Annotated in this window: 35 protein-coding genes; 28 read left to right on the top strand and 7 right to left on the bottom strand. The window is 58.1% G+C overall.

From position 1 onward, the window contains the following. Positions 1–38: 38 nt before the first annotated feature. The 4 genes from C443_RS17545 (at position 39) to C443_RS17530 (ending at position 5,150) form a co-directional block, all read left to right on the top strand. Positions 39–608: a hypothetical protein gene (locus C443_RS17545; RefSeq protein WP_005538059.1), complete on the top strand. Its 570-nt coding sequence runs from the start codon at positions 39–41 to the stop codon at positions 606–608. Then, on the top strand, positions 605–1,741 hold the full coding sequence (locus C443_RS17540) for a hypothetical protein (protein ID WP_005538057.1): 1,137 nt from the start codon (positions 605–607) through the stop codon (positions 1,739–1,741). The genes C443_RS17545 and C443_RS17540 overlap by 4 nt, the downstream gene beginning before the upstream one ends. Continuing rightward, positions 1,741–3,837 carry a hypothetical protein gene (locus tag C443_RS17535; RefSeq protein ID WP_005538056.1) on the top strand — a complete coding sequence of 699 codons (2,097 nt, stop codon included), beginning with the start codon at positions 1,741–1,743 and terminating at the stop codon, positions 3,835–3,837. The genes C443_RS17540 and C443_RS17535 overlap by 1 nt, the downstream gene beginning before the upstream one ends. A gap of 260 nt (positions 3,838–4,097) precedes the next feature. Next, the gene (locus tag C443_RS17530) at positions 4,098–5,150 is read left to right on the top strand and encodes a sensor histidine kinase (protein ID WP_049944122.1); all 1,053 of its coding nucleotides are present in this window, start codon (positions 4,098–4,100) and stop codon (positions 5,148–5,150) included. A gap of 443 nt (positions 5,151–5,593) precedes the next feature. On the opposite strand, the gene C443_RS17520 is transcribed toward C443_RS17530, so the two are convergent. Further along, the gene (locus tag C443_RS17520; protein WP_049944126.1) at positions 5,594–6,079 is read right to left on the bottom strand and encodes a metal-dependent hydrolase; all 486 of its coding nucleotides are present in this window, start codon (positions 6,077–6,079) and stop codon (positions 5,594–5,596) included. Positions 6,080–6,248: 169 nt separating this feature from the next. Here C443_RS17520 and C443_RS21530 point away from each other — a divergent pair, with 169 nt between their 5' ends. The 3 genes from C443_RS21530 to C443_RS17515 all read left to right on the top strand — a co-directional run bounded on the left by C443_RS21530 (position 6,249) and on the right by C443_RS17515 (position 9,551). After that, positions 6,249–6,416, top strand: a complete 168-nt coding sequence (locus C443_RS21530; protein ID WP_160163364.1) for a hypothetical protein — start codon at positions 6,249–6,251, stop codon at positions 6,414–6,416. Positions 6,417–6,501: 85 nt separating this feature from the next. Beyond that, complete coding sequence (locus C443_RS21305) at positions 6,502–8,517, top strand: outer membrane protein assembly factor BamB family protein (RefSeq protein WP_152423063.1); 2,016 nt, start codon at positions 6,502–6,504, stop codon at positions 8,515–8,517. 425 nt (positions 8,518–8,942) lie between these two features. Then, the gene (locus tag C443_RS17515; protein ID WP_152423062.1) at positions 8,943–9,551 is read left to right on the top strand and encodes a hypothetical protein; all 609 of its coding nucleotides are present in this window, start codon (positions 8,943–8,945) and stop codon (positions 9,549–9,551) included. A 171-nt stretch (positions 9,552–9,722) separates the two neighbouring features. Here the strand turns inward: C443_RS17515 and C443_RS17510 are convergent, their stop codons facing one another. Both C443_RS17510 and C443_RS17505 read right to left on the bottom strand, forming a co-directional pair. Continuing rightward, entirely contained in the window at positions 9,723–9,929 is a 207-nt protein-coding gene (locus C443_RS17510) for a hypothetical protein (protein ID WP_005538051.1), read from the bottom strand. A gap of 404 nt (positions 9,930–10,333) precedes the next feature. After that, entirely contained in the window at positions 10,334–10,603 is a 270-nt protein-coding gene (locus C443_RS17505) for a hypothetical protein (protein ID WP_318249602.1), read from the bottom strand. Positions 10,604–10,789: 186 nt separating this feature from the next. Here C443_RS17505 and C443_RS17500 point away from each other — a divergent pair, with 186 nt between their 5' ends. The 10 genes from C443_RS17500 (at position 10,790) to C443_RS17455 (ending at position 15,234) form a co-directional block, all read left to right on the top strand. Further along, positions 10,790–11,242, top strand: a complete 453-nt coding sequence (locus C443_RS17500; protein ID WP_193363484.1) for a hypothetical protein — start codon at positions 10,790–10,792, stop codon at positions 11,240–11,242. Positions 11,243–11,250: 8 nt separating this feature from the next. Then, a complete protein-coding gene (locus C443_RS17495; RefSeq protein WP_152423061.1) occupies positions 11,251–11,502 on the top strand; it encodes a hypothetical protein in 252 nt (83 codons plus the stop codon). Continuing rightward, positions 11,502–11,834, top strand: a complete 333-nt coding sequence (locus C443_RS17490; RefSeq protein WP_005538045.1) for a hypothetical protein — start codon at positions 11,502–11,504, stop codon at positions 11,832–11,834. Before C443_RS17495 ends, C443_RS17490 begins: the two co-directional genes overlap by 1 nt. Next, positions 11,831–12,022, top strand: coding sequence for a hypothetical protein (locus tag C443_RS17485; RefSeq protein WP_005538043.1), 192 nt, complete (start codon positions 11,831–11,833; stop codon positions 12,020–12,022). The genes C443_RS17490 and C443_RS17485 overlap by 4 nt, the downstream gene beginning before the upstream one ends. Continuing rightward, complete coding sequence (locus tag C443_RS17480) at positions 12,022–12,210, top strand: hypothetical protein (protein WP_005538041.1); 189 nt, start codon at positions 12,022–12,024, stop codon at positions 12,208–12,210. Before C443_RS17485 ends, C443_RS17480 begins: the two co-directional genes overlap by 1 nt. A 108-nt stretch (positions 12,211–12,318) precedes the next feature. Continuing rightward, complete coding sequence (locus tag C443_RS17475) at positions 12,319–12,528, top strand: hypothetical protein (RefSeq protein ID WP_005538039.1); 210 nt, start codon at positions 12,319–12,321, stop codon at positions 12,526–12,528. Between the two features lie 76 nt (positions 12,529–12,604). Continuing rightward, a complete protein-coding gene (locus C443_RS17470; protein ID WP_005538038.1) occupies positions 12,605–13,678 on the top strand; it encodes a Cdc6/Cdc18 family protein in 1,074 nt (357 codons plus the stop codon). A 7-nt stretch (positions 13,679–13,685) separates the two neighbouring features. After that, entirely contained in the window at positions 13,686–14,276 is a 591-nt protein-coding gene (locus C443_RS17465) for a transposase (protein ID WP_342764092.1), read from the top strand. A gap of 102 nt (positions 14,277–14,378) precedes the next feature. After that, entirely contained in the window at positions 14,379–14,765 is a 387-nt protein-coding gene (locus C443_RS17460) for a hypothetical protein (protein ID WP_005538036.1), read from the top strand. Positions 14,766–14,997: 232 nt separating this feature from the next. Further along, the gene (locus C443_RS17455; RefSeq protein WP_005538035.1) at positions 14,998–15,234 is read left to right on the top strand and encodes a hypothetical protein; all 237 of its coding nucleotides are present in this window, start codon (positions 14,998–15,000) and stop codon (positions 15,232–15,234) included. A 5-nt stretch (positions 15,235–15,239) separates the two neighbouring features. On the opposite strand, the gene C443_RS17450 is transcribed toward C443_RS17455, so the two are convergent. Further along, positions 15,240–15,548, bottom strand: a complete 309-nt coding sequence (locus C443_RS17450) for a hypothetical protein (protein WP_005538034.1) — start codon at positions 15,546–15,548, stop codon at positions 15,240–15,242. Positions 15,549–15,993: 445 nt separating this feature from the next. On the opposite strand from C443_RS17450, the gene C443_RS21300 reads away from it, so the two are divergent. Genes C443_RS21300 through C443_RS21525 form a run of 6 tightly spaced genes read left to right on the top strand, consistent with a single transcriptional unit; the run spans position 15,994 to position 17,755 of the window. Continuing rightward, the gene (locus tag C443_RS21300) at positions 15,994–16,257 is read left to right on the top strand and encodes a hypothetical protein (RefSeq protein ID WP_152423060.1); all 264 of its coding nucleotides are present in this window, start codon (positions 15,994–15,996) and stop codon (positions 16,255–16,257) included. Then, positions 16,257–16,586, top strand: a complete 330-nt coding sequence (locus C443_RS17440; RefSeq protein WP_005538032.1) for a hypothetical protein — start codon at positions 16,257–16,259, stop codon at positions 16,584–16,586. Before C443_RS21300 ends, C443_RS17440 begins: the two co-directional genes overlap by 1 nt. Then, a complete protein-coding gene (locus tag C443_RS17435) occupies positions 16,587–17,054 on the top strand; it encodes a hypothetical protein (protein WP_005538031.1) in 468 nt (155 codons plus the stop codon). After that, positions 17,054–17,353: a hypothetical protein gene (locus C443_RS17430; RefSeq protein WP_005538030.1), complete on the top strand. Its 300-nt coding sequence runs from the start codon at positions 17,054–17,056 to the stop codon at positions 17,351–17,353. The genes C443_RS17435 and C443_RS17430 overlap by 1 nt, the downstream gene beginning before the upstream one ends. After that, positions 17,346–17,588: a hypothetical protein gene (locus tag C443_RS17425; RefSeq protein ID WP_005538029.1), complete on the top strand. Its 243-nt coding sequence runs from the start codon at positions 17,346–17,348 to the stop codon at positions 17,586–17,588. The genes C443_RS17430 and C443_RS17425 overlap by 8 nt, the downstream gene beginning before the upstream one ends. Next, complete coding sequence (locus tag C443_RS21525) at positions 17,585–17,755, top strand: hypothetical protein (RefSeq protein ID WP_160163363.1); 171 nt, start codon at positions 17,585–17,587, stop codon at positions 17,753–17,755. Before C443_RS17425 ends, C443_RS21525 begins: the two co-directional genes overlap by 4 nt. Position 17,756: 1 nt before the next feature. On the opposite strand, the gene C443_RS17420 is transcribed toward C443_RS21525, so the two are convergent. Both C443_RS17420 and C443_RS17415 read right to left on the bottom strand, forming a co-directional pair. After that, on the bottom strand, positions 17,757–18,998 hold the full coding sequence (locus tag C443_RS17420; protein ID WP_152423059.1) for a tyrosine-type recombinase/integrase: 1,242 nt from the start codon (positions 18,996–18,998) through the stop codon (positions 17,757–17,759). A 227-nt stretch (positions 18,999–19,225) separates the two neighbouring features. After that, positions 19,226–19,816: a HalX domain-containing protein gene (locus C443_RS17415; protein WP_005538026.1), complete on the bottom strand. Its 591-nt coding sequence runs from the start codon at positions 19,814–19,816 to the stop codon at positions 19,226–19,228. A 192-nt stretch (positions 19,817–20,008) separates the two neighbouring features. On the opposite strand from C443_RS17415, the gene C443_RS17410 reads away from it, so the two are divergent. The 4 genes from C443_RS17410 to C443_RS17395 all read left to right on the top strand — a co-directional run bounded on the left by C443_RS17410 (position 20,009) and on the right by C443_RS17395 (position 22,153). After that, on the top strand, positions 20,009–20,446 hold the full coding sequence (locus C443_RS17410) for a pyridoxamine 5'-phosphate oxidase family protein (protein WP_005538025.1): 438 nt from the start codon (positions 20,009–20,011) through the stop codon (positions 20,444–20,446). A gap of 12 nt (positions 20,447–20,458) precedes the next feature. After that, positions 20,459–20,890 (top strand): hypothetical protein, encoded by a 432-nt coding sequence (locus C443_RS17405; protein ID WP_005538024.1) that lies wholly within the window; start codon positions 20,459–20,461, stop codon positions 20,888–20,890. Between the two features lie 213 nt (positions 20,891–21,103). Beyond that, positions 21,104–21,349 (top strand): hypothetical protein, encoded by a 246-nt coding sequence (locus C443_RS17400; RefSeq protein WP_005538022.1) that lies wholly within the window; start codon positions 21,104–21,106, stop codon positions 21,347–21,349. 105 nt (positions 21,350–21,454) lie between these two features. Next, positions 21,455–22,153 carry an SDR family NAD(P)-dependent oxidoreductase gene (locus tag C443_RS17395; protein WP_005538020.1) on the top strand — a complete coding sequence of 233 codons (699 nt, stop codon included), beginning with the start codon at positions 21,455–21,457 and terminating at the stop codon, positions 22,151–22,153. A 21-nt stretch (positions 22,154–22,174) separates the two neighbouring features. On the opposite strand, the gene C443_RS17390 is transcribed toward C443_RS17395, so the two are convergent. Continuing rightward, positions 22,175–22,426, bottom strand: a complete 252-nt coding sequence (locus tag C443_RS17390; protein ID WP_005538018.1) for a hypothetical protein — start codon at positions 22,424–22,426, stop codon at positions 22,175–22,177. A 93-nt stretch (positions 22,427–22,519) separates the two neighbouring features. On the opposite strand from C443_RS17390, the gene C443_RS17385 reads away from it, so the two are divergent. Beyond that, entirely contained in the window at positions 22,520–22,756 is a 237-nt protein-coding gene (locus tag C443_RS17385) for a DUF7576 family protein (RefSeq protein WP_005538016.1), read from the top strand. Positions 22,757–22,787: the final 31 nt, after the last annotated feature.

Genomic DNA, 22,787 nt, shown 5'->3' with positions numbered 1-22,787 from the left:
ACGATGAGTAACAGTAAGTTTTCGGCCATGAACTGACAATGACAGCACAATCGTACCCCATCATCGAGATAACCGGCTACGTCGACGGCACGTATCGAACAGGAAAATTCCATCTCCCTAAGAGCACAGTTGAGGAAATCATTCGTACGGGGCAACTCGTGTCGAATGGGTTTTCGCAAGCACTCTCGGCAATCTCTCGTGTCGTCGACGACGTCCAACTCGACGGGATCAGTATCGACAACGGTGCAGGACAGCGAGTATGGCAGATTGACGCCGAACTGAACTGCGTCGAAGACGGCCAGTGGGGCTACTCCGATGATGCGTCAGTCCTCGATCCCGGCTCGGCGACCGGCGGCGATAGGATACAGAAGGCCGAAGTCCTGCTGAACTACCTCGAAACGGGGACAGACTCGCTGACGCCGGCGAAACTCATCTACGGCGGCTATTCGCCGGGCGGATTCATGCCGCAGGACGGCGTCGACGTCTACATCGAGGACCCGAGCGTGGACATCCGGCAGAGCGATAGCTCGACAGCGCCGCTGTCGCTGACGTGTGTCCGGACACAGGACTTGAGCCAACCGATGAGCGGGACGGAGCAGAACGGATGACGCGGACACTGTACGCACTCCGGATCTCCGAGGCGGCGCTAGAGCAACCGAGCACGAGCCAGACGCTACGGGTCGCGAGCAATTCACCGCTCAACAGCGACGCGCCGGAGGTCGACTCGCTCGCCGCTGACCCAAGCACCCGCCCGCTGGCCGGCGTGATCGCAGGCAAGTACGCCGGGAAGCTCGCTCGTGAGTTCGAGGAGTTGTTCTCGGCGACGGGTATCGAGGTCGTGCCGTGGTTCGGCGACGACGTCCAGCAAGACGCCTACGTCGTCGTTGAAGACATCACCATCGATCAGGCGACACCCCAGGCGTCGGAACTCCAGCGCTTCGACGGACAGCTCTCTCGGGCCGGTACGCAGGAGTCACACCTTCGAGCACTGTACTGCAACCCGCAGCCAGTCGATAACCCATTTGGCTCCTCGTCGACAGCGCAGGTCGGGCTGTCCGTACGAGCCGACAACGTCGAATGGTGGGACCACGTCACCGGAGCGAAAGCGCCGGCGACGGTCCAGCGCACCGTCTCGGGCGAGCATGACGACATCGAGATCTACGACGCGACCGAGCCCGGCATGGACAACCCGGTCCTCCTGCACTACATCGCCTACGGCGCCGAGTGGCCGACGGACGTCCGTGTCTGGGACGATTACAACCGGAACAAGGTCGCGACAACGACGGTCAACGGTGAGACGCGGACGGTCGACCCGACGTGGCAGCGCTGTTTCGTCACCAGTCATGAGTTCGTCGGCACGCCCATCTTAGAGAGCGACAAGCTCCGGCTAGAGGCCGATACAGACGGGCAGCTGCTCTCGGCGTCGCGGTGGACCGGCTCGTCCTACGACAGCGTCTCGTTGGGGAGCTCGGACTGGCGGCTGCGAACGCTGGATCTGGCTCGCATCGGTGTCGAACGGATCGATGCACAGACCGACTGGATCAACACCGGCAACGGCGACACGCATCGGCTGGATCTGACGCTCAAGCGTGGCCGTGATGACGCGCTGTGGACGGTCCCCGACAACGGATCCCCGCCGCCGCAAGGCCTCATCGACCGACTGAACCCCATCGCCAGTCCGGCTAATCAGGCCGCCGGCGAGGTGCTCGATATCGTCGCCAAATCGGAGGTGCGTGAGTAGTGACGACGACCGTGCCCGCCCGTGGCTGGTACGTTGAGGTTGACCATCCAAACGGGACCGTCTGGCGTCCCGACACCGTCGGCGAGCCGACGCCGAAGCCGACCATCAACGGCCTGCCACGGCTGTCGGTTCCCGTGCGGGCGAGCGACCGCTACGCCAAGGGGGACTTCGATGGCCAGCCGATGCGTGTCTGGTACAACGGGGTCCGGCTGCCCGTCGATCAAGTCGACAACCCCCGGGCGACCGAGCGGGGCTGGGTGCTCGAAGGCCGCGGCGCTGTCGAGCTCGACGAGCGCGTCAGGTTGGAAGTCGACACCAAGGCCGCGCATCTCGTCGCCCAGGACGTCATCAACCAGACGCCGTACACGCCTGATGTGGATGCGCCGCCGAGCAACGCGTCGGGCAAACTGATCCTGTCAGCCGATACAACGAGCGAGTGGGCCGATGCCCTCCCGTCGTTCTCGGACGATGTCCCGATGACGATCTCGAACGGGAAGATCTACCAGTACCAGACGTCGTGGCTGCAGGAGGCCGAGACCGAGACGTTCTTCGGCGGCACGGTTTCGAACTCCAACGCCAGCGCCGGCGAAGCAGTCCAGATGAGTTCCACGACGCACTACCTCGACTACTCGTGGACGCCGCAGTACGATATCCCAGCCGAGACCCTCGCGGCGACGATCCGCCTGCGTGCACCGAGCGGGTCAGGTCCCGGGTTCGAAGTCACAATCGGTGGGAACACCGTGTACAATATCCCTGCTGGCGGGTTCGGCTTCGACTCATATGCATTTCTCGAGACAAGCGCTGATGGCAACGCGCCTGCGATCTCTGCCGGCAGCTCGGTTGATGTTGAGATCACGATCACCGAATCAAACGGAAACGTGCTGGAGGTCGACACGCTCGGGCTAACTGACGACCGTTTTGACTATTCATTTCCGTCGAACGTCGACAGCAACGGCTATCTACCCGGCCCGCAGCCATATCCACGGCTGCAGCTTATCGACACGAAGGATGTGACGACGTCACTGGCGGCCGAAGCTGCGCAACTGACGGCCGTCTATGATAACACGGCGAACGCCCAGCAGATCCAAGTCTCGAACGACAACGGGTCGACGTACCAGCCGAACGACGGCTCAGAGAACAACACCGAGTCGATTGACGTCACCTTCTCGGACTCCTCGAGCAGCGTCCGAGCCCGCTTCGGGATCGGCCGCTACGGGAGTGGGCGGACCCAGTCACCATCGACGGGCTATCAGACCCAGTCGATTGATTCGTTCGAACTCTATGCAGAACTGAGCGACACGCCGCTGGTCATCAACCAGACCTTCGACGACTCTGTCGAATCTGTCTTGAACCAGATCGCGCCGCCGGGCACGGTCTGGCAAGCCGTCCGCGATGGCGACTCGTACAAGATCATCTGGACGGAGGCAGGACAGCGGACGGCAGACGAGGAGACGGACGTCTCGAACTGGGAGTATGAGCGTCGCGTCGAGCAGGCCGTCGACAAGGTCGTCATCAAGGGCTCGGTGCTGCGCCGGCGCGATGGGCGCGTGACTGTCCAGCACGACACGCCTGTCGCGCTGGATGAGGACGAGCTCGTCCACGGGCGGGAGACCGTCTACGATCCCGGAACGTCGACCGAGTACGTCGAGGGCCAGGACTACAGCCTCAACGCCCAGCCCGGCGAACTGGTCGCGCTGTCGACCGGGAACATCAGCGACGGGCAAGAGGTCGCCATCGACTACGGCTACCGGCCTGTCGGCGAGTCGGCAACCAGCGTCTCGGATCCACACACGATCGTCCGCCCGATCACCGGGCTAACGACGGACCGAGAGTGTACGCTCGTGGCCGAGCAACTCGCCGGCGAACTGGACACGCCTGTAGTCGAGGGCACGGTCACGCTGTCGGCCGACCGGACGGACTGGTCGCTCGTCGAGTCGCGCAAGTTCGAACAGTTGCCGACGCCGGAGTTGGTCGACATCCACGACGCCCAACCGTCGGCGAGTGGGACGGACCTCCGCATCGGGTCGCGCCAGCCAACCGAGGAGATCATCGACGACATCCGGTCTCGGGTCTCGCAGAACGCCGAGCGGTCGTGATCTTTTGTCTGCATGGGGTATCGCCTACAACCAACTCGCCGGAACCTAAGCAGTAGTTGCGAATCCGGCTTCTCTATGCAGCCATAGAAATGAAATTCCTATTCAGTAGAGAGTGCAGATCCAGCAGTAATTCTATAATCCTCAGGACACCGTCGGTGATGTATGAATACTTTATTCAAAAATATTGATTGGTTTAGGTCGAGAGGGTGTAGTGGAAACCGCTGCATCTTTTTCAACACGCTCCTAATAGAGTTTAGAACATGTGGCAAGCACTTCCCCGATGGTCCATAGAAGGCGTGGGAGTGTTACTATTATTTGTCACTATGGGGTTCTCTGTAATCGATCATCAATCACTCGCGGCTGATGGAGCAGAACTCGCTGTTCCACTCGCATCTGCCAGCGGCATAATTGGATTCGGGCAGTGGCTCTCCCGCAATGATTCATTCAGATTTGACAGTCGCCAGCGATTTCTCGTAGCCTTGGGTTTCGTTACAGGGGGTATCTTGTTCACTGGAATTACTGCATGGATCGTTTTTGTAGTAAACTTGGAGGGCGGGCAGATAGACAGCCTATTTCCTGTTTTCCTCAATGGCATTGCGATCGGAATCGTTGGAAACGGCGTGCTCGTCGCGCTGTCTCTCCAGTTTCGACTTCAAAAGAAACAACTCCAGGCACATAGTATCGAGTTAGAGGAGAAAAACGAACGATTAGGTCGTTTAACCAGTGTTCTGTCACACGATCTTCGCAACCCGCTGAACGTCGCACAAGGTCATCTAACGCTGATGCAAGAGTCAGTAGATTCTGAACATATCGACGCAATTGACCGGTCCCTTGATCGAATCGAGATGATAATCACAGACACACTTGCCCTTACGCAACAGACACAGCCTAAAGATGAAAGAGAGTCAGTTGCGCTTGATTCGGTTGCACGCTCGGCATGGGAGACTGTAGAAACGGGAGACATAGATTGCCAGATAGAGGACTTGGCTACGCTCGAAGCTGACGAATCTCGCCTCAGACAGGCGTTTGAAAACCTGTTCCGGAATGCCATTGTGCACGGTGGTGATCAGCTAACAACTATTCGGGTAGGTCGTATTGAACAATCTGGGTTCTATATCGAGGATGATGGAGTCGGGTTCTCAGAAGATCCTAGCGACGAAATTTTTGAATGGGGTATGACGAGTTCATCAAGCGGAACAGGTCTTGGGTTAGCCATCGTCGATGAAATTATTGCGGCTCACGGTTGGAGCATTACAGCGACGATTGGAAAAGAAGGTGGTGCTCGTTTTGAGATCACCACTATCACGGAATGAAGACTTGTTCCCAACTGGAATAGGTCGCCCCTCTTACAATAACAAATCAGTCATCTAGTCTATGCCGAGTCAGTCGCTTCAGTTTCAAGGACTCACCTGAGCAGAAAAGTAGCGCTATCAACTACTGATATGACTGAGCCATTGACTGCAGGAGTCTTGGTACTCATCTTCATGATGAGATGTGTGACGATACTGGTATTCAATCGGCAACTGATCAAGAACACCCGAGAGAGAGTCCGGATCAAGGCAGAGATGTCTGCCAGCGACGACTCGACTCCAACCAACTCCGTCCTGGTGCCGGGTATCACCCACACGGACAATAGACAAAATTTGTAACTTGGCACCACCCTGCAAGTGTTTCTCACTGTGTTAGTTTACTCCGGAAACAGTGGTGTGTCTCCCGCTGCGAAACAATACTCACTGCCAGCCAGTCGCTGTGTCGGCTAGACGCTTGCGACTGTGGTCCCGACCCAGCCGCCGAGTGCCGCGCTGGCGATCCCCAGTCCCAACAGCGCGTAATTCGCGAGTGGATTCTTCGCTGCGACAACATCAAGCGAGTAATGTGTATCGTCGGCGGGACGCCACGGCCGGACGCCAGCCGGCGTGAGAGCATCAGCAGCGATATGCGACAGGATAGTTCCCGCACCAACAACGAACCCTGTCACCGCCGACACGACAGGGCCGGCGATGGTGAGTGCCACCGCACCCGGAGCCGTGATCGCGCCGACCACCAGCGCGAACCAGACCGTGTGGGTCGGGCCACGGTGGGTGATCCCCGGCACGCGCTGGTCAAGGTCGGGCACCATCGCGAGGGCGACCGCCGCGACTCCCGCAGCGACGGCGAGCTCGAACAGGCCTGCGGCGATGAGGATCGCGCCGACCGGGGCGACGGCCAGCAGCGCTACGCCGTAGTGACCATTCTGGTACATAGCGGTTGGTGTCAGTATGAGTTCGGTATTCATTAGAAGCCGGTGAAATGGCTGCTCGGTAGGCGTAGAAACTGACCGCGAACATTGTAAACTAACTGAAGGGAGTGTGAGGATAGTGGTGAATATGGCGTTATATTCGGTGTGACGTAATAGCATCAGCTGAAACCATATGATCAACGACGTTGACAGACTGCGGGAGGTGATCAAGCAAGTCCGCCTTGTCCGGGAAGAAAACGCGAACTCGAAGGTTTCCGACGAACTCGAAGACGCCTCGGCGTCGCTTCAAACTGCGGTAGATTTGCTTGAAAAAGAAGAGAATCTGAATTTGCCCCAGTAGCGGCTCTGACACGTCCATCGCGTCAACCCTGCCCGATGCCAAGCATTTTGATGAGTCAGAATTTAGGTATGTTAGGTATCAACTAATGAGGCGAAAGCTCACTGTATTACTACTACTATCCTCCTTGGCTGTAGCTACTCTCGGTGGAACGGCGGTCGCACATCATGCTAGCGGTCCCCATTCAGATAATTGGGAGTGGATAGTCACTGTGGAGGATGGACACCCTGCACTCATCACTGATTCTCCTGTAAGTGACAGTATATATGCACTCTTTGAGATGTACAACCCTGATGATCGTTCGATGTATGAGACCGACTCGGTGCGAGTTTACAAAATCTCAGAAACAGGTGATGTTCTTTGGAATAAAGAAATCGAAGTAGGCGACCGGTACAGAAAAGCGCGGATTTCAGAAATAACGAGACAGAATATAACTATACACCTCGCTGATTTTTCCCATCATGATAAAAATGTACAAATATCTTCGTCAGGTGACTGGGTAACACCACCTGATCGTCAAGCACCGCTCATAGCTGGATACGAAATTGATTCCATTAGCAACAACAGCATTAAAAAGAGGAATAAGCGAGGCGAGGTCGTTTGGTCACAAAAATTCGAGGAGATTGGGTATACAGAGACTCTCGACGACGGCAGCATACTGACGCGTATATCTGAATATGATACCGATCGAGAAAAAATCATCCAGATTAATGCTAACGGTACAGTTGCTTGGAGTCTAAAATTTGACGACGTCCAGGACGTTCAGGTTCTATCTGATGATACCGCAGTTGCTGTAGTAGGAGGTTTGGATTCGGAACACAGAGTAGTTCGCATCGGGACCGATGGTAGAGTTGCTTGGAGTCAAGAATTTAACGAGGTTCACGACGCTCAGGTTCTGCCTGATGAGAGCACAGTTGCTGTAGTAGAAGGTTTGGATTCGGAACACAAACTAGTTCGTATCGGGACCGATGGTACAGTTGTCTGGAGTCGCACTGTTAAATTAGGAGAACCTATCGACCCCGACCTAGACCGATGGAATGGACTTTTGATAGTAGAAACAGATTATACCGACAACGTTGGCGGTGTCATACTGTCCACTGAAGGCGACATTCTTCAGGAATTCAGTCGGAGAGTCACAGTGGAAAAACGAACGACAGAATATGTTTTCTTACAGGTGGGGGATTCAGTTACCAAAGTAAATGCACAAGGAGATATAATATGGGAGACTCCCGCTCAGACTCGATATACAGATGTTCGTTCTGGAGAAGAGTATACTTACATTATGGGTGAACCGACGTCTTCAACTCCAACAGCGGAAAATACAACGAGACTAATCGTCTTAGATTCAGAATCTGGCGAAAAAGTATTTCACCGCCAGTTGACGCATCCCGATATAGGGTCATTCAGTGGACATATGACGCGAACAAGTGATGGTGGTATAATATATTCAGAACACTATTTTGGGGTAGTGAAAATTGATTCTTCGGGCGAAGTTGACTGGTTTGTCTCCGAGGACGATGAGGCGACGTTCGATGCCGAATACAATGATAGTGTTAGTATGTCATCGATACCACAGCATCGAAACGGAACGCTTGATGGGCGCGAAGCTTATACTCAAACCCTCCGTATCTCTGAAACACCTGAGTATTATTTAGTTTTCAGTGGGGGAGATATAGTTGCGATTGGAAAAGACGGAGAGCCAATTATTACAGATGAGGGCGGGTTGTATAGAGGGGTAGTAGACATCAGAGAGGGGTATATAACTGATCAGGGGTTAATATATACAACGAGAGAGGGAGTCGGCCAGTTAGCCGAACCATCACCCAATCCAAGTACTAAGGAAGATTTAGTTGACCTATTACCGCAGTTGACAGCAAGAAGTGATAACAATGATACTACTCCGGTCGTCTCAGGGCCAAACAAAAACGCGTCTAATATTAATGTTAGCCAGTCTCAACCAGGCTCAGAACCATCTACTAATAGGATATTCGGCTTTTTGACTAGAAATTTTGTGCTGCAAGGCCTTTTAACAGTTTGTGTAGTTGTCGTAACTGTACTACTTGTTAAAGGATGGGGAGATAAAGACAATGATGATAAGCTATGACATCTGTAGAAGTAGTATCGCTTCTTTGGCCGGGGCTAGCAGCGGTAGCGACCGTGCAACTGTGCATATTAATTCGGCCGCCCTCAACTAAGGCCAGTCAATTATCTCTAATTGCTATTGTTGCTGTTGCAACCGGAATAATTTATCAGACGCCGATTCTTCGAACAATTGTTCGATGGCTACTAACTGTTTTTGGGCTGGCAGTACCACTCGCCGTTAGCTACATCTCAGTACAGTATATTGTTGAGGAGGTGTGATCAAGAGTGGATCCTCTGCAAGTTGACGCATGGCTTGAACTTATGCCACCATGGTTGGCGACAGTAGCTGTTGGGACTGGACTCGCATTTATATTTATTGGGGTCAGCCTTCGATATCTTCGAATTCATACAGCGGATTACGGGAATTATTCACACCAACGTAGTATAGTGATTGCAACAACGGTTGCATTAGCAATTTCCGGCGCAACATATGTATCAGTAGTTCGCCATGACCTCACCTTATTATTCACCTTGATGATCTATCTTAGCGGCCGTCTCATTCAGGGTGCACTCGCAGCTCGAATCGTCCAAAGAGTATTACAGGCGGTGGAAGGAAGTAGACAAGAACCAATAACTGCTAGTTTGTATCAGTATATTTATACCACAATCCGGGACCGGCTCATTTTTTTCTCTGCATCCTGCGTGATCATTACCGCTACTGGCATGAGTATTATACTCGCACTTACAAGTGAGTCCATAGGTACTGATGCCGCAATCCGAAGTTTCTGGATTGGGTTTTTCTTTTTAGTTGTAGTTGGACTAATGTTTGACTTCCGCCACTTCGAACACCGGATGCCGCGGCCAGTAGCGCTTGGGATGGTATTAGCTATTTCAGGAGCCCTGCTGTATGATCCGGTCAATTTCTCAAGCATCACGGCGTTCGCCTCACCGTATCTAAGCACACCCATTCCTGACTGGGCCCGCGCACCAATCGGTTGGTTTGGTTTTTTTGCTGGGCTTGGGATTTGGGCGTTGTATTATACTCGTGAGCACTAAACTGGCTGGGACAGGGGTGTCATAGAACGGTTGGCATGGTTTTCTGATACCGGTCGAAAGAACCGCTGTTGCTACTTCTGAATAGCGGCGATAATACCCTCTCTCAGACAGCGGTTTTCCGGGAGCTACTGAAGTGTGTGAATCGTTCTATGACACCCTGTGGGACAGCTACTAGCCAGTAGCTTTCTCAATCTCTTCGAGACTACCACCAAACAACCGATTAGTCGGTGCGTCAGCATCAGCGGGCCACGTCTCGAAGAACTTGGCACACTCCTTCGCAGCCTTGTACATTGCCAGCGTCAAGAGACGCTTCCGCTTGGGATGCAGGCCCCCTCTGGTGTAGACACCGATAGCCTCTATCTCGACGGCAAGCTTCACACAGCACCTCGCCAGCGGCGTGCATTGTCCGGCCGCCCGTCACTGGTTCGCTCAAGCATTAAATCGTATCGAGCCTCCGTCAATCGGGATAACCTTCAGTCGCAGTGTTCGAGCAGCTGCACGGGGATATCGTGCACCGGCGTGGCGACGGTATCCGTCTATTCTCACGTCCGAGCGTTCAAGAGTACCGGAAGATTACCGGAGTCGAGTGTTCACAGAGTGATCAGAAGGCTGACCGTGCTGGTCTTACCCGTGTTCGGGTTGCCCACAGCCCATGCAGCGCTCCATCGACGGCTCTGGACCGACATCGTGTGTGCAAGGGTCCACAGTACGCGCCGCTGCCGAGGCCGATGTGGGCGCCGCAGCGAGAACACGCCGCCGAGTCGTCGGTCGGGTCTCGCTGGTCAGTCCCGGTCATCACTGTCCCCCCGCGGATCGTTGACCAGCTCGTACAGGCCGGTGTCAAACAAGTTGTCAACGTGGCTATGCTCCTCCAACCGCTTGAGTCGCTGCTGGACGTACCCGCGCGAGTATTCTTCCATGTCGTCTTTGAGACGGCGGCGTGCGTATGAAGGCGTGACGCGCCCCTCGTCAAGATACGTTAGCAGGTAGCTATCCACCTCGCGCATATCGTCAGCGGTCAGCATACCCGGATTGTTGGTTGTTGTACTCACAAGAGTAACGATGCTGCCCGACGCCGTAAGGTTTGTGTCGTAAGTCTTTTTGGCATGCTTGCTTCGTAGGCTTACGTCGTAAGTTATTAGTAGACGGTTGTTGTACTATGAAGCAGAGACGCCGGGTGCCACCGCAGAAAGTGGCCGACTGTACCAGAGTCGACCGGTGTCTCGGACGAACGAGACATGAGCCAATCAATTCGCCCCAGCAATCAATCTGCTGGCACGGATCGAGTGTGGAAATGGATCGACCAATCAGACGAACCGCAGCTTATCCCCGAGACGTGGGCCGACAACGGCGGTCGCGAGGACGACGACGACACCGACGAGCAGTACTTCGCCGTTGAGGTGCGGACCGGCCTCCAGCTGGAGTACCGGACCAACGAGCGTGGCCAGGCAACTGGCGTCGCGGCTCGCGAGCGACCGGCCATCCAGACGCTGTTCGTCACGGCCGACGGTGGTCGCGCCGTCGTGGTCGAGTCCCAGGCCGCCGGTAACGGCGAGACTGTCCGGCCGCTGTCAGACTGGTCGGCTGTCATCGCCCGCCGGAAGGGTCACGGTGAGACCATCGACGCCGACCAGCGCGACAAGTATCGTGCCGCCGTTCGCGACCTCTACGGCGAGGAGGCCGAGGACTAATGGTGGACATGACCGACGCACGACAGACGGCAAAGCAGTACACCAACATTCACACGGACGACGAAGAGGAAGCCGAAGACCTCGCGGCCGACGAGGTGTATGCGGTGCTGGCGTACTGCCGCGACCAACTCGAAACGTTGGGAAAGTACCATCACGACCTCGGCGACGTTGAGCCAGAACTACTGGACGCGATTGACGAGCTGCAGGACGGGATGAACCAGCGGGCAATCCAGCACGCCGTTGGGGAGGCCGAAGACTGATGGCTGCCACGACTGCTGACAGCGACTTCGACACGCTGGACGAACGTGATGCCCGTGCATTGACCGAGTACATGGGCGTTCTGGACGACGTTGACCGCGCTCGGGATGCGCCAGGTCTGTTCGAAGTCGTCTCGGCGAGCGGGTCGTCGTACCTCGTCGACACGCAGCTGGGCTCGTGCCAGTGCTGGAACGATAGAACGACGGCCGGGCCGTGCAAGCACCGTCGGCGGGTCGCCTTCGCGACCGGCAAGCGCGAGATCCCCGATCGGGCGGACGACGATGCCGTCGACGAGCAGCTGGGACTACACATCGATAACGGGGTGTCCCCATGACGGACCCGTCGGAGGCGATCACCGTCCGCCGGACGCCCGTCGATGACGACCCACGCCGTGATCGCTACGAGCCTCGCAGCGACGGTCGCTACGACCACGTTGAAGAGGAGTGGACCGGGTGTATCTGGCGGCCCGTCGGCCGGCAGATCGTCGACAGCGTCGTGATCGTCCAGGAGGCCGACGCCTGATGAGTGTCCAGTACGGCGACGGCCTCGTCGACCACACCCACGTCGAACTGACGCCACTGTCGACAGCGGCGGTCGGGATCTACGTCCCGGTGCCACGGACCGAGAAGCTGTGTCTCGTCCAGTGGTCCCGCGCCGGCGGCGTCGATATCGACCTGCGCCACGTCGGGGGTGACGACGATGGCGAATGAGGCGATCCGGGGCTTCGCAGCACCCGACACCAAGTTCGAGCTCGTTCGCAGCGACCGACTCGCGTTGCTGGCGTACCGTCGGTCAAGTGGGCTTGAGGTGGACTTCAAATGATGTCGTTCGCTGATCCGTCGACGACGTTCGAGCTCGTTTTCGAGGAGGTGTCAGTCGGCCAGGGCGGGCTGACCGCACGCCGGCCGACGGGTGAGATCCGCTGTACCGAGTGTGGGGCTGTGGCGACGAACATCGACGACTTCCCACACGAGCAGTGGTGTCCGCAGCGGTTCGTACATAGCCGCTGGTACGCGGAGCAGTTGTAGGACTGACGCGGAGTTTTTTCGACACTTCCGGACATCACGCACCCATTTATATACCGCGCTATCATCAGTCGCTGACATGATTGCGGATCGGACAGTTTTCGACGACGAGTACCCTCCACAACGCCTCCGCCACCGCGACGCCGCCGTCGACCGACTCACAGCCGCCCTCGGCCCCACGAAGCACGGCCGACAGGCTGATGACCTTCTCATCGAGGGGTCGCCCGGGGTCGGGAAGACTGTCCTTGCCCGGCACACGCTTGGCCAGCTGTCCGAGCGCCACGAGCTTGATTACACCCACATTGAGTGTATGGGCGCGTCAACAGCAGGCATCATCCGAGAGGTGCTTGCAACGGTCGGGCCTACACCCGCTACCAATACGCCCCTCGAAGACCTCTGTCTCTCCCTGCGTGAGCGTGTAAACGAGCCGTTGGTCGTCGTCCTCGACGAGGCGTCCGACGTCCACGACACCAAAGCGCTCGAACGACTGGCCGATGTCGATGGGATCTCGCTAGTCATCATCTGCTACGACGCTGACGAGTGGCTGTCCCACGCGTCAGGACGGATCACCCGCCGCTTGCATGGTCAAACGCTGACACTGGACCGCTACGGCGTAGACGAACTCGCAGACATCCTTACACCCCGTGCCGAGAAGGGGCTTAAGCACGGTGTCGTTTCCCGTCGGCAGTTGAAGACCATCGCCAACGAAGTCGCCGGCGTGGCTCGGTACGGGATCTACTCGCTACTCGCGGCCGCGGAGCTCGCACAGGACCGCGACCACCACACCGTCCGAGACGAAGACGTCGCCGGCGCGTACCCGCTGGCCCAAGAGTGGATGCGACAAGCCGCGCTGGACTCGCTGTCGTTCCATCACCACTTACTCTACGCACTGGTGCGAGATGCCAGAGAGATCGGCGGCGAGGCGCTGCATGACCGCTACGATGCCGTCGCCGACCGTATGTACGACGGCCGCTCGCGAACACCGCTGGCAAAGGGGTCACAGCGCCGAAAGCTCCGGAAGCTCGACGAGTATGACCTTGTTGAGCGGTTGGGTTCGACCCGGGACCGCCGGTATGCGGTTATCGATGAGAGTGTCCGGTCGGGGTACGATCTCGACCTGAGTAGAACGCTCCAATCTGGCGTGCAAGATTGATTACTGGATGGGAGCTGAATCATGGACCCACGGGACATTGAAGAGGAGCGCTGCGACTGCTATGTGTCAATACCCCAGGAAACTGTTGTCGAATGAGGGGAGACAAGCTCGATGGTGGATAGGTCACCGTCGTCGGAATCAGCCGTTGCGAGTGTGTTTTCTTCACCCATTTGAGAGCGTGAAATGGCTACTCGGTAGGCGTGCTGATCTAGCAACGCTGTATCGGTGTCGGTGGGAGGTAGAAACACTGTTCCGTGAGCTGAAGACGCAGTATGAACTGGACGAATTCGACACAAGTAACCCGGCTGTCGTGGAAATTCTGCTGTACGCGGCGTTGCTGTCACTGCTGGTGAGCCGTGAGTTGCTGGATCTGGTCACCGAACAGGCCGACGATGAGATCGTGTTTCTGCCGGAGCGCTGGGCGGCGACCTTCCGGTCGCACGCCAAGCTAATCCTCCACGAACTCGGTGAGTATCTCGGCTATTCACCACCGCCGTTGTTGGAGTTGCTGATCGAAGATGCACAGAAGATCCACCAGCAACGACCGATATTACAAGAGACGCTCGCTACCGCTACGCAACCGAGGTGTGAGGCCTAACTAAAGACCAATGACCACTGCGACACTACCCTGCTCGTTCCCATTCAAGCTGATTTTGACCCTTCCAAGTTTTTATATGTGCTACTGTCAAATCTGCCACATGTGCCCTCCATCACACGACGAAAGACGATTGGCCTACTCACAGGATGTGTTACCCTCACCGCAATCGGCGGTGCCGTTGCATATACGACACAAAAGAACGCACCGAATCTGATCGTGAAGAATCAAACGAAGCGCGAACTGGACATCACGACGGTCATACGCACCGCTGACGATAACGAGGTTCTCGTCGACGACACGGCATCCATTCCGGCAAAGCATGATGACGGATACACGAATCTCGCGTCCAATGAACCGATGGACGTGACGATTCGCACGGAAACCGGACTGGAGAATACGTATCGATGGGAAGAAACTGATCCAGAGAACGCATTATCAGTCAGTGTCTCCACGGACGAAATTGGCTTTGTCGTTGCAAAGCCGCCCTAACTTGGTGATTCAGTAGACACACCCACACCCCATTCAATCACTTCCCGACCCAGTGTGTCCGCTCAATTGTCAGAGGCACCCCTGACCCCAAGGGGCCATACTTCATCTGTACTGCTCACGCCACGACCAGACTCACCAAGTGCACAGCGGCTAATATCGACGGGATACCCCGGCCCGATTATTCGGACATCTAGCACCTTTTTAAGCAACACCCGGCCCTCCAGTCGAGTGTATGCCACACTCGATCCGCGACTACGATGGCAACGAGGTCGAAGTCCGACAGCAAGGACAGTCTGAGGGTGGCCACCGCCTCAAGATCACTCACCCCGACGGCCGGCGCTGGATCTGCGAGGTAGATCCCGACGGTGAGGTCGAGATCGAGAGTACCTATCGCGACGGACAGCTCGCGGACGTCGAGACGCCCGGATGGCTGGTCGACGAACTGGCGCTGCTCGCGAGGCCCGCGTGAGAATGTCAGTCCTCATCGACGAGTTCGTCGAGGAACTCGTCAAAATCGACGTCGTCATCGTGGTACTCAGCGCGATGTTCGTACGCCAAACGACCGCGCTCCGTCAGTTCATAAAGACCCGAGTCTTCGTAGGGGCCAATTTTTTCGACGAGGTCATAATCCAACAAGTACGGCATCCGCTGGTTGATGTAGTTTCGCGCTCGGTCGATATCGAGCGCGATGTTAGCCGGGATATTTCGTCCATCCCGCAGCACGGACAGGATGAGGAAATCAGTCTCGGTGAGTTTCAATTCATCAGGTGCTTTCACAGCCATCACTATCATACCGTTGGTAAGGATTAGTTAAATAACCGACGCCAACAATGCTAAAGTGACTAAGCGACGCTAATATTAAGTAGCTCCTGACTCATAGATAGAACTGGAAGCCGAACCCTGCTCGCCAAAAGCGGCCCTCGAATGGTGCCCTAACACCTCGGGCCGTGGCTTCCGAACCCTGTAAGGGGCGATTCCGGAAACCATGAATAAAGACGAACATCGGCCTCATAAAGATGAGGTCACTAACGACAGCACAGCCGACCGTGCAGACGGTCGTGATTCTCAGCAGTCATACAGTTCAGCGAAAACGGACTCGCGCGGAGACGCGAGTCACACGCAGAGGACTCAGATAGGGACGGGGTCCTCCACGCGGACCGACGCAACCGAGTTTGATAACACTGTCCGCGCGTGTCCTGAGTGCGACACGACGAGCGTCGAGGCCCGCTTGGGAGACAAACTCCGGGGCCAGCCCTCGGACACCCACTACGCCTGCCGGCACTGTGGGGCCACCTTCGACGAGTCGACCCAGCGCGACCGCCAGCACGCTCTGCCAGAGGAGATGGCCTGCATCGAAGACCCGACAGGCGTGCTGCTCGCACCAACAGCCGACATCCAGCTCACCGAGTTCGCGAACGCGACGGTCGCGACACCTGCGTCCGAGGAGTGGATCAAGAGTACCGTCGTGGTCGACCGGGAGGCGTGGTGCTGATGCCCAATTCCATCACCCGTGACGAGCGCCGTCGCCGTATCGGGAAAGACGATGGCGCCCTCGACGACACTGTCTATCGAGTTCGGACCGGCGGCCGGGGCGATATTTGCTATCACGACGACGCTGACTGCGCCGACCTGCAGGTCGACGATCCCGAGGATATGACCCGGCGGGAGTGTCACCGCCGACTCTACCCGCCCTGTACGAAGTGTGTGCTTGAGGAACCGCACGGAGGCAAGTCGAACCAACGCCCATCGCTGCGGAACACGCTAGACGAGGTGGACTACGAGTTCGAGTGGGACCGCGAGCACGGTGAGGAGGTGGTCTAGATGGCGACCAACGACCGTACCCGGTCGCATCCGCCGAATGATGACCTGTCGTGGGACCTCGACCGACTCCCGCTGCCGGCCGACCAGTCCGCCACCGACGCAGCGCTGGCCGCCCTTGCGGAGGCCGACAACGGCCAACGCAAGACGGTCAAGCGTGTCCGGACGGCGTTAGTCGGGGAGATCCCCGCCGACGAACCCCGGCCTATCGACTGGCTGCGGGCCATCCAGCATACCGCCGGCGAGCTCGTCGCGGTGACGTGGTCAACGTCGGGGTTCAACGAGATCGGCTACGTCCCTGCCGAGGGGAGGTTCGTCGTCGCCGGCTATTCGGCACTGGAACGCCTGCAGGGCCAGGATCCACACTTCGCCGAGTTCGCGACGCGAAGTGGCGCGAAGGACCTGCTGCATGGGTCTCCGCGGGGCGTCACCGTCGACGAAGCCACGCTGTTCGATGGAGGTGTGGACTGATGGCGGTCGCTGACTGTCAGGACTGCTCGTGGTCTGCAACGACCGGGGACCTCCTCGAGGCCAGCGACGAAGCCGAGCGCCACGAGCGCAAGGAGCTGCACGACGTCGACATCAAGCGCGTCGCGACCGACGGCGGCATGGCCCGCCAACAGGCACAGGGCAGCGCTGCCCAGCTGGCCGGCGTCGGCGACCAAGATATCGAATGCGACCATGGCGTGGAGGGATGTCCGGGCCCCGAGGGAAGTTGGCTCGACGCCTGCTACGGGTGCTTTCTCATCAGAGGTGACGCCGATGTCTGAGGGTGACACCTACAATGTCGACGATCCGGGCGTCCCGAGCGAGGACGGTGACACAATCGGCGACGCTGCGGCGCATCGCCGCGGCGAGCGGCTGGCTGCGGTCTACCTCATCGACACCGGCGAGGAGAACCACGTTTGGCCACACGGCTACCCGAGCAGCGCCGAGGCGCGAGACGACTGGACGGTCCTGACCGCGTGGTGGCACGTCGATACCGCAAGGAGGCGGATAGCATGAGCAAAACCGCTGATACTGATCTACCTGACCAACCTGACGACGACCGGCTTGAAACGCTGTATAATGTCCACGAAGAGCTGCAGACCATCGCCGCCAGTGACGTCCCATACGCTGAGTATGCCGAAAACTGGCTCGACTCCCTTCGGGAGGCCGGGTATGATGTGTGAGCTACCCCTCGTCGAGTCCTTCGATCCGGATGGAGACGTCGTCCCCGATCTCGGCCTCGACAGTGGCGATAGCTTCGGCGAGGTCGCCATCGGCCTCAACCATGCTATCCATCGCATCCTGTCGCTGCCGTTCAGCCTCTTCGGCCGCGCTCTGAGACAGGACCTGTCCACACCACACGCAGGCGTCCTTCTCTCGTGGCGTCTTTTGTTCGCAGCGCGGGCAGACCAGCGGGCCGACCGCATCGGGCTCGTCGGCCTCGACGTCGATACCATGGGCTCGAGCGATTTCCCGTTCGCTGGCATCATCGAAGACAGCGATGTACCGACTTGCGATGTCCGACCCTCGAGTCCAGCCGTGGTGCTCTTCCAGGTGAGCCTGCGAGACACCCTGCGAGGCAAGGTAGCTCGCCGAGGACTTCCGGAAGTAGGTGGGTGTAACAGTCTTACTGACGCCGGCGCGGTCGGCGACGTCTTTCAGGGCGTCGCGAACGCGGTTGTTCGAGATGGCTTCCGGACTGTTGAGCTTGCACCACAGCGGATCGGTTTCGTCGCCGGGGTGATCGTCGAGCCATCGACGGACGTAGGGAACGGACGGGACGAGGACGGGCGACCGACGACCGGTCTTACCGTTCAACGTCACCTGCAGGCCGTAGTCGTGGTCGACGATGTCGCCGGGTGTGAGCTCGTACAGCTCTCCCGGGCGGGGGCCGAGGTCCCACGCGAGGGAGACAAGGGCCCGGTCGCGGGAGTTGAGGCAGGCGTCCAGCATCGGTTGGATATCCTCTGCCCAGTCCAACATCTCGCTGGGGTCCGGCGCCGGGTCATAGTTCTCGGGATAGCCTCCGGGGACCCACTCGACAGCGTCAGGATACCCGTCGCCGTCGGTGACGACCTTCCCGATGGTCCGGAAGGCCACGCGGTAGTCTTTGTTCGTCTCGGGGCTCCCGGTCTGCTCGGTGTTGATCCACGCGACGATGTCCTCCGCGGCGTCGCGATCGTCGACGGCCTCAGCAAGCCCGCCGACGCGCTTTGCGATGATGAGACCGCGTCGCAAGAGAAACTCGTGACGGTGGTCGGAGAACTCGCTGGGTCCGAGCAGCCGGATCTGTCGGTCGAGGTCTTGGAGGAGTTTGCGGTCGGCCTCACTGATATCGTAGTGACCGTCGTCGAGCCGGTCGACCATCGTCTCGACGGCATCGGCGGGGTTGTCGGTCATGTAGACAGTGCCACGGGCGACGGGCATGTAAAGCTCGGGTGTAATGCTCTCCCCGGGCATTTTCCAGATCACATCGACCAACAGCCAGCAGTATCACTGGCCCGTGCCGAACAGACAGCACGCGACTGGGGCGAGCAGTGCTGCACCGAGCGAGTAAACGGCATCCCCGCCGAGTCGCTCCCGAACGCTGTCGTGTTTGTCACGCCTGTTTGGAGACTTAGACGGTAGTTTCAGAGGAGAAGAATCGCCAGCGGTCAGTCAGACGAGAGGCCGCCACCAGGGAACTCGTGAAACACGGCTTCGAAGTCGTCGATCTCTGCGGCCGTGGAATCGGCCGTCTCGCGGAGTTCTTCGAGTCGCTCGCTGACAGTCCGGTACTCGTCGTTGGCTTCCAGTTGCGCGGTGTTCTTCTGCGTTTCCAGCGTCGCTTTCTTCGAGGCCACGGCGAAGTACTCCTGCACCTGATCGTCGTACGTGGTCCGGACGAGCATCTCCGAGACAGTGTCGAGGAGGTCCTCGCGGCTGACCGGCTTCGTCAGGTACTCGTCGAAGGGCATCTCGATGATGTCGAAGTCCGGGTCGACGGCCGTCACCATTACCACTGCCGGGTCGATACCCCGTTCCGCGATGGTATCGAGGACCTCGTCACCGCTCATATCGGGCATCTGCCGATCCAGAAAGACGACGTCGACGGACGCATCGACTAACTGGAGCGCTTCCGTACCGCTGTGTGCGGTCCGAACGTCGTGTGCGGTCAGCAACCACGTCGAATACAGATCCGCGATATCTTGCTCATCGTCGACGACGAGAACCGTTGCTTCCTCCGTCTCAACACGCTTTTGCACTTGTTGTCCCTCCTGTCGACTCACGTACTGCTCTCACGGTGACTTTCCCGAACACCAAAATAAAGGTACCCAGCATATTATCGATTCTGAGAACAATGCAGTTGGTTTATTGGCACTTTCTTGGTGGGTATTGTCACAAAGCAGTGACTCATGCCAGAGATGTTAACATAGCGGCGACCGTACGCTGCGTGTATGGTGACCGTCTCCGGACCGTGGACGAACGAGGAGATGGAACAGTTTCTCAGCACCGAAACGGTGCCACTCCGTCTCGGATGCCGAACTCCAGCAGACAAACCCTGGATGCTCTCGCTCTGGTATCGGTTCGTTGACGGTGTCTTCGAGTGTGCGACCGGGGCAGACGCCGCCGTTGTCGATTACCTCGACTATGACGACCACGTCTCGTTCGAAGTCTCGACGAACGAACCGCCGTACTGCGGCGTCAGGGGCAATGGCACAGCGACGATGACAGCGGACGAGGATAAGACGGTTCTCACCGACTTATTGCACCGGTATCTCGGCGGCACCGACTCACCGCTGGCCGAACGACTGCTTGCCCCCGACCGCCGTGAGATACAGATCACGATTACGCCCGACCGACTCCACACCTGGGACTACAGCAACCGGATGTAACTGCCTGAACCAATGGAACACACAGACTCAGCCATGGACACCGACCCGACAGACATCAAATCAATCGCGATAAGCGCCACTGACCTCGTCGCGGCCATTGAATCGACTGCAGACGGATCAAAGACCGTGTTACGCGTCACACCACCGTTCAGCGGCCGGATGCGGGCGCGCCTCCACGTCGTCCAGCGCGACGACGATGATGACACGATCCACATCGAGCCCGACTCACTGCTGACTACGGACGCACCGCCGTATCCGACGCCTGATGACACCGCTGACGAGCTTCGGGCTAACGACGACGAGACGTACTCGCTGGAGCGCCACCGGACCTACCACGAGCAGCGGCTCGCCGAGTGGCGGGAGTCGCTTCCGGACCACGTCGTCGATAGTACGACACTAAACGACACAGAGCACGACGTAACTGTGTCACTACTCGGACCATAATCGGTCGTACACGTCCAGTGGAGATGTCCTCGTAACTGGAGGTGTTATACGTATCATACCACAGCTACACCGCTGATAAAATGTCTAAGCATCGCTCAGCCGATAATAAAATGAACGACTAGGGGCCGCTATGCGTGAAACGAAGCGAAACGGACGGAAACCTCTAGCGGTTATAAGCTATCTCCAATAGAAGCTGTGGGCAGGCCCCTCCATATGTCAAGTTCGTCCGCATACGAATTACTCGCCCAGTTTGATGAGTCCATACCGGAGTTCGACGAGTCGCTCGTCTCCGCCGTTCGAGGCATCGCGTTCTGGACAGCAATTGCGCTCCCATTTCTGTATCTTCCGCTACTGGTTACCGGCCTGGACTCCGGGGCGACGCGGATCGCGTTCGTCGCGCTCGTCGTCTGCAACGCCGTGGCGCTGCGTATCGGCCACGCACATGGAGGAGACGACTGACACGGAACCCTGTGATTCCAGGCATCACCGTGGATATTGCGGCCCTCCACTCCGAACCGCCACTGTGACCATACTTTCATCCACCCGGTAGTCGTTCGTGTTCATATGTCACGGACAGTAGTCATCGCAGGCGTCGGTCCGGGCTTGGGAGAGTCACTGGCCAGAACGTTCATTCGCGAAGGCTGTCAGGTCGGCCTGTTCGCCCGGTCGGCATCCTATTTGGAGTCACTGTCGGCAGATCTCGGCGATGATGCGCTCGCAGTACAGACTGATATTACCAGTCCGGACCAAGTCGCGGCGGGCTTTGAGCAAGTCCGGGACGAGTTCGGCCCCGTCGACGTGCTCGTGAACCACGCCAGCGGCGGCGCGTGGAAAAGCACACAGGAGATCACACACGACGAGTTCCAGCACGCCCTCGCCGTCGGCCCGGCTGGCGGGTTGGCCTGTTCGCAGGAGGCCGTCGACGACATGCTGGCCGGCGACGGCGGGACGATCATCTTCACCGGTGCGACATCTGCTGTCCGGGGCCGCGACGGTGCGGTCGGGTTTAGTGCCGCCAAGTTCGCCGTCCGCGGGCTAGCTGAATCGATGGCGCGGGAACTCGGTCCCGACGGCATCCACGTCGCTCACGTCATCATCGACGGCCAGATTCTCTCACCAGACGCCGCGGACACAGCCGACCGCGACGCCCAGTCGTATCTCGATCCCGACGATATTTCCCAGTCGTACTGGCACCTCGTCGAACAGGACCGCTCGGCGTGGACGCTGGAACTCGATCTCCGCCCCCACGTCGAGGCGTTCTGAGCGCTTCGGCTCCGACACCGGCTATTCCTCGAGGAGGTCGACCCACTCTCTGAGCGGGCCCCGAACGCCGTCCACTGAGATCGTCACGTCGCCGTCGAATTGCCACGTTGCCTGCGGGGAGTCCGAACCGAACCGCATCGGAATAGAGACAGACAGCTCATCAGCAGAGAGGTGGAGTGGCTCATCGCGATCAACCGTCTCGTCGAGCAGCCGTTCGACGGCTAGGCGGAGCTGTTCCGGGTCCGGGTCTGGAAGTTCCGTGGATTGACTCATATCTATGACTTAGAGCTGAAGCTACGTCCGTGTTGCGTCGGACCGGTCGGTTGGCCCCGTCATTTAGGCGTGTGTAGTCCCCAGACTGCGCTGATGGAACTGGAAACGCCGTACGCCCTCGGAGGGACATACTACGTCGAGACGGTGTCTGTCGGGAAGCGGACGGACGACGAGACGGTGCGCGATTGCGTGGTCTGTGGCGGCCACGTGTACGCCGACGACTGGCATCTCGTCGTCGGTGTCCTAGACACGAGCGGCGACCGACAGCGTCACCACCACTGTAGCGACGACTGCCTGACCGAGTGGCTCACGCTCATGACGGCTGCCTGAGCACCGGTGAGTCCGCGGAGTCTTGACGATG

The sequence above is a fragment of the Haloarcula argentinensis DSM 12282 genome (assembly GCA_000336895.1).
GTDB classification, from domain to species: domain Archaea; phylum Halobacteriota; class Halobacteria; order Halobacteriales; family Haloarculaceae; genus Haloarcula; species Haloarcula argentinensis.
This window is presented reverse-complemented; position numbering and strand designations above follow the sequence as displayed.

What these genes read in the sequence shown, in the direction of transcription:
- C443_RS17495 (WP_152423061.1), top strand. Translation starts at nt 11,251, where the DNA reads ATGACCGACGCACGACAGACGGCAAAGCAGTACACCAACATTCACACG.
- C443_RS17425 (WP_005538029.1), top strand. Translation starts at nt 17,346, where the DNA reads ATGTCTGAGGGTGACACCTACAATGTCGACGATCCGGGCGTCCCGAGC.
- C443_RS17430 (WP_005538030.1), top strand. Translation starts at nt 17,054, where the DNA reads ATGGCGGTCGCTGACTGTCAGGACTGCTCGTGGTCTGCAACGACCGGG.
- C443_RS21530 (WP_160163364.1), top strand. Translation starts at nt 6,249, where the DNA reads ATGATCAACGACGTTGACAGACTGCGGGAGGTGATCAAGCAAGTCCGC.
- C443_RS21525 (WP_160163363.1), top strand. Translation starts at nt 17,585, where the DNA reads ATGAGCAAAACCGCTGATACTGATCTACCTGACCAACCTGACGACGAC.
- C443_RS17485 (WP_005538043.1), top strand. Translation starts at nt 11,831, where the DNA reads ATGACGGACCCGTCGGAGGCGATCACCGTCCGCCGGACGCCCGTCGAT.
- C443_RS17410 (WP_005538025.1), top strand. Translation starts at nt 20,009, where the DNA reads ATGGTGACCGTCTCCGGACCGTGGACGAACGAGGAGATGGAACAGTTT.
- C443_RS17405 (WP_005538024.1), top strand. Translation starts at nt 20,459, where the DNA reads ATGGAACACACAGACTCAGCCATGGACACCGACCCGACAGACATCAAA.
- C443_RS17385 (WP_005538016.1), top strand. Translation starts at nt 22,520, where the DNA reads ATGGAACTGGAAACGCCGTACGCCCTCGGAGGGACATACTACGTCGAG.
- C443_RS17455 (WP_005538035.1), top strand. Translation starts at nt 14,998, where the DNA reads ATGCCACACTCGATCCGCGACTACGATGGCAACGAGGTCGAAGTCCGA.
- C443_RS17490 (WP_005538045.1), top strand. Translation starts at nt 11,502, where the DNA reads ATGGCTGCCACGACTGCTGACAGCGACTTCGACACGCTGGACGAACGT.
- C443_RS17520 (WP_049944126.1), bottom strand. Translation starts at nt 6,079, where the DNA reads ATGTACCAGAATGGTCACTACGGCGTAGCGCTGCTGGCCGTCGCCCCG.
- C443_RS17480 (WP_005538041.1), top strand. Translation starts at nt 12,022, where the DNA reads ATGAGTGTCCAGTACGGCGACGGCCTCGTCGACCACACCCACGTCGAA.
- C443_RS17450 (WP_005538034.1), bottom strand. Translation starts at nt 15,548, where the DNA reads ATGGCTGTGAAAGCACCTGATGAATTGAAACTCACCGAGACTGATTTC.
- C443_RS17465 (WP_342764092.1), top strand. Translation starts at nt 13,686, where the DNA reads ATGGGAGCTGAATCATGGACCCACGGGACATTGAAGAGGAGCGCTGCG.
- C443_RS17435 (WP_005538031.1), top strand. Translation starts at nt 16,587, where the DNA reads ATGGCGACCAACGACCGTACCCGGTCGCATCCGCCGAATGATGACCTG.
- C443_RS17475 (WP_005538039.1), top strand. Translation starts at nt 12,319, where the DNA reads ATGATGTCGTTCGCTGATCCGTCGACGACGTTCGAGCTCGTTTTCGAG.
- C443_RS17545 (WP_005538059.1), top strand. Translation starts at nt 39, where the DNA reads ATGACAGCACAATCGTACCCCATCATCGAGATAACCGGCTACGTCGAC.
- C443_RS17530 (WP_049944122.1), top strand. Translation starts at nt 4,098, where the DNA reads ATGTGGCAAGCACTTCCCCGATGGTCCATAGAAGGCGTGGGAGTGTTA.
- C443_RS17420 (WP_152423059.1), bottom strand. Translation starts at nt 18,998, where the DNA reads ATGCCCGTCGCCCGTGGCACTGTCTACATGACCGACAACCCCGCCGAT.
- C443_RS17470 (WP_005538038.1), top strand. Translation starts at nt 12,605, where the DNA reads ATGATTGCGGATCGGACAGTTTTCGACGACGAGTACCCTCCACAACGC.
- C443_RS17395 (WP_005538020.1), top strand. Translation starts at nt 21,455, where the DNA reads ATGTCACGGACAGTAGTCATCGCAGGCGTCGGTCCGGGCTTGGGAGAG.
- C443_RS17540 (WP_005538057.1), top strand. Translation starts at nt 605, where the DNA reads ATGACGCGGACACTGTACGCACTCCGGATCTCCGAGGCGGCGCTAGAG.
- C443_RS17440 (WP_005538032.1), top strand. Translation starts at nt 16,257, where the DNA reads ATGCCCAATTCCATCACCCGTGACGAGCGCCGTCGCCGTATCGGGAAA.
- C443_RS17500 (WP_193363484.1), top strand. Translation starts at nt 10,790, where the DNA reads ATGAGCCAATCAATTCGCCCCAGCAATCAATCTGCTGGCACGGATCGA.
- C443_RS17390 (WP_005538018.1), bottom strand. Translation starts at nt 22,426, where the DNA reads ATGAGTCAATCCACGGAACTTCCAGACCCGGACCCGGAACAGCTCCGC.
- C443_RS21305 (WP_152423063.1), top strand. Translation starts at nt 6,502, where the DNA reads ATGAGGCGAAAGCTCACTGTATTACTACTACTATCCTCCTTGGCTGTA.
- C443_RS17400 (WP_005538022.1), top strand. Translation starts at nt 21,104, where the DNA reads ATGTCAAGTTCGTCCGCATACGAATTACTCGCCCAGTTTGATGAGTCC.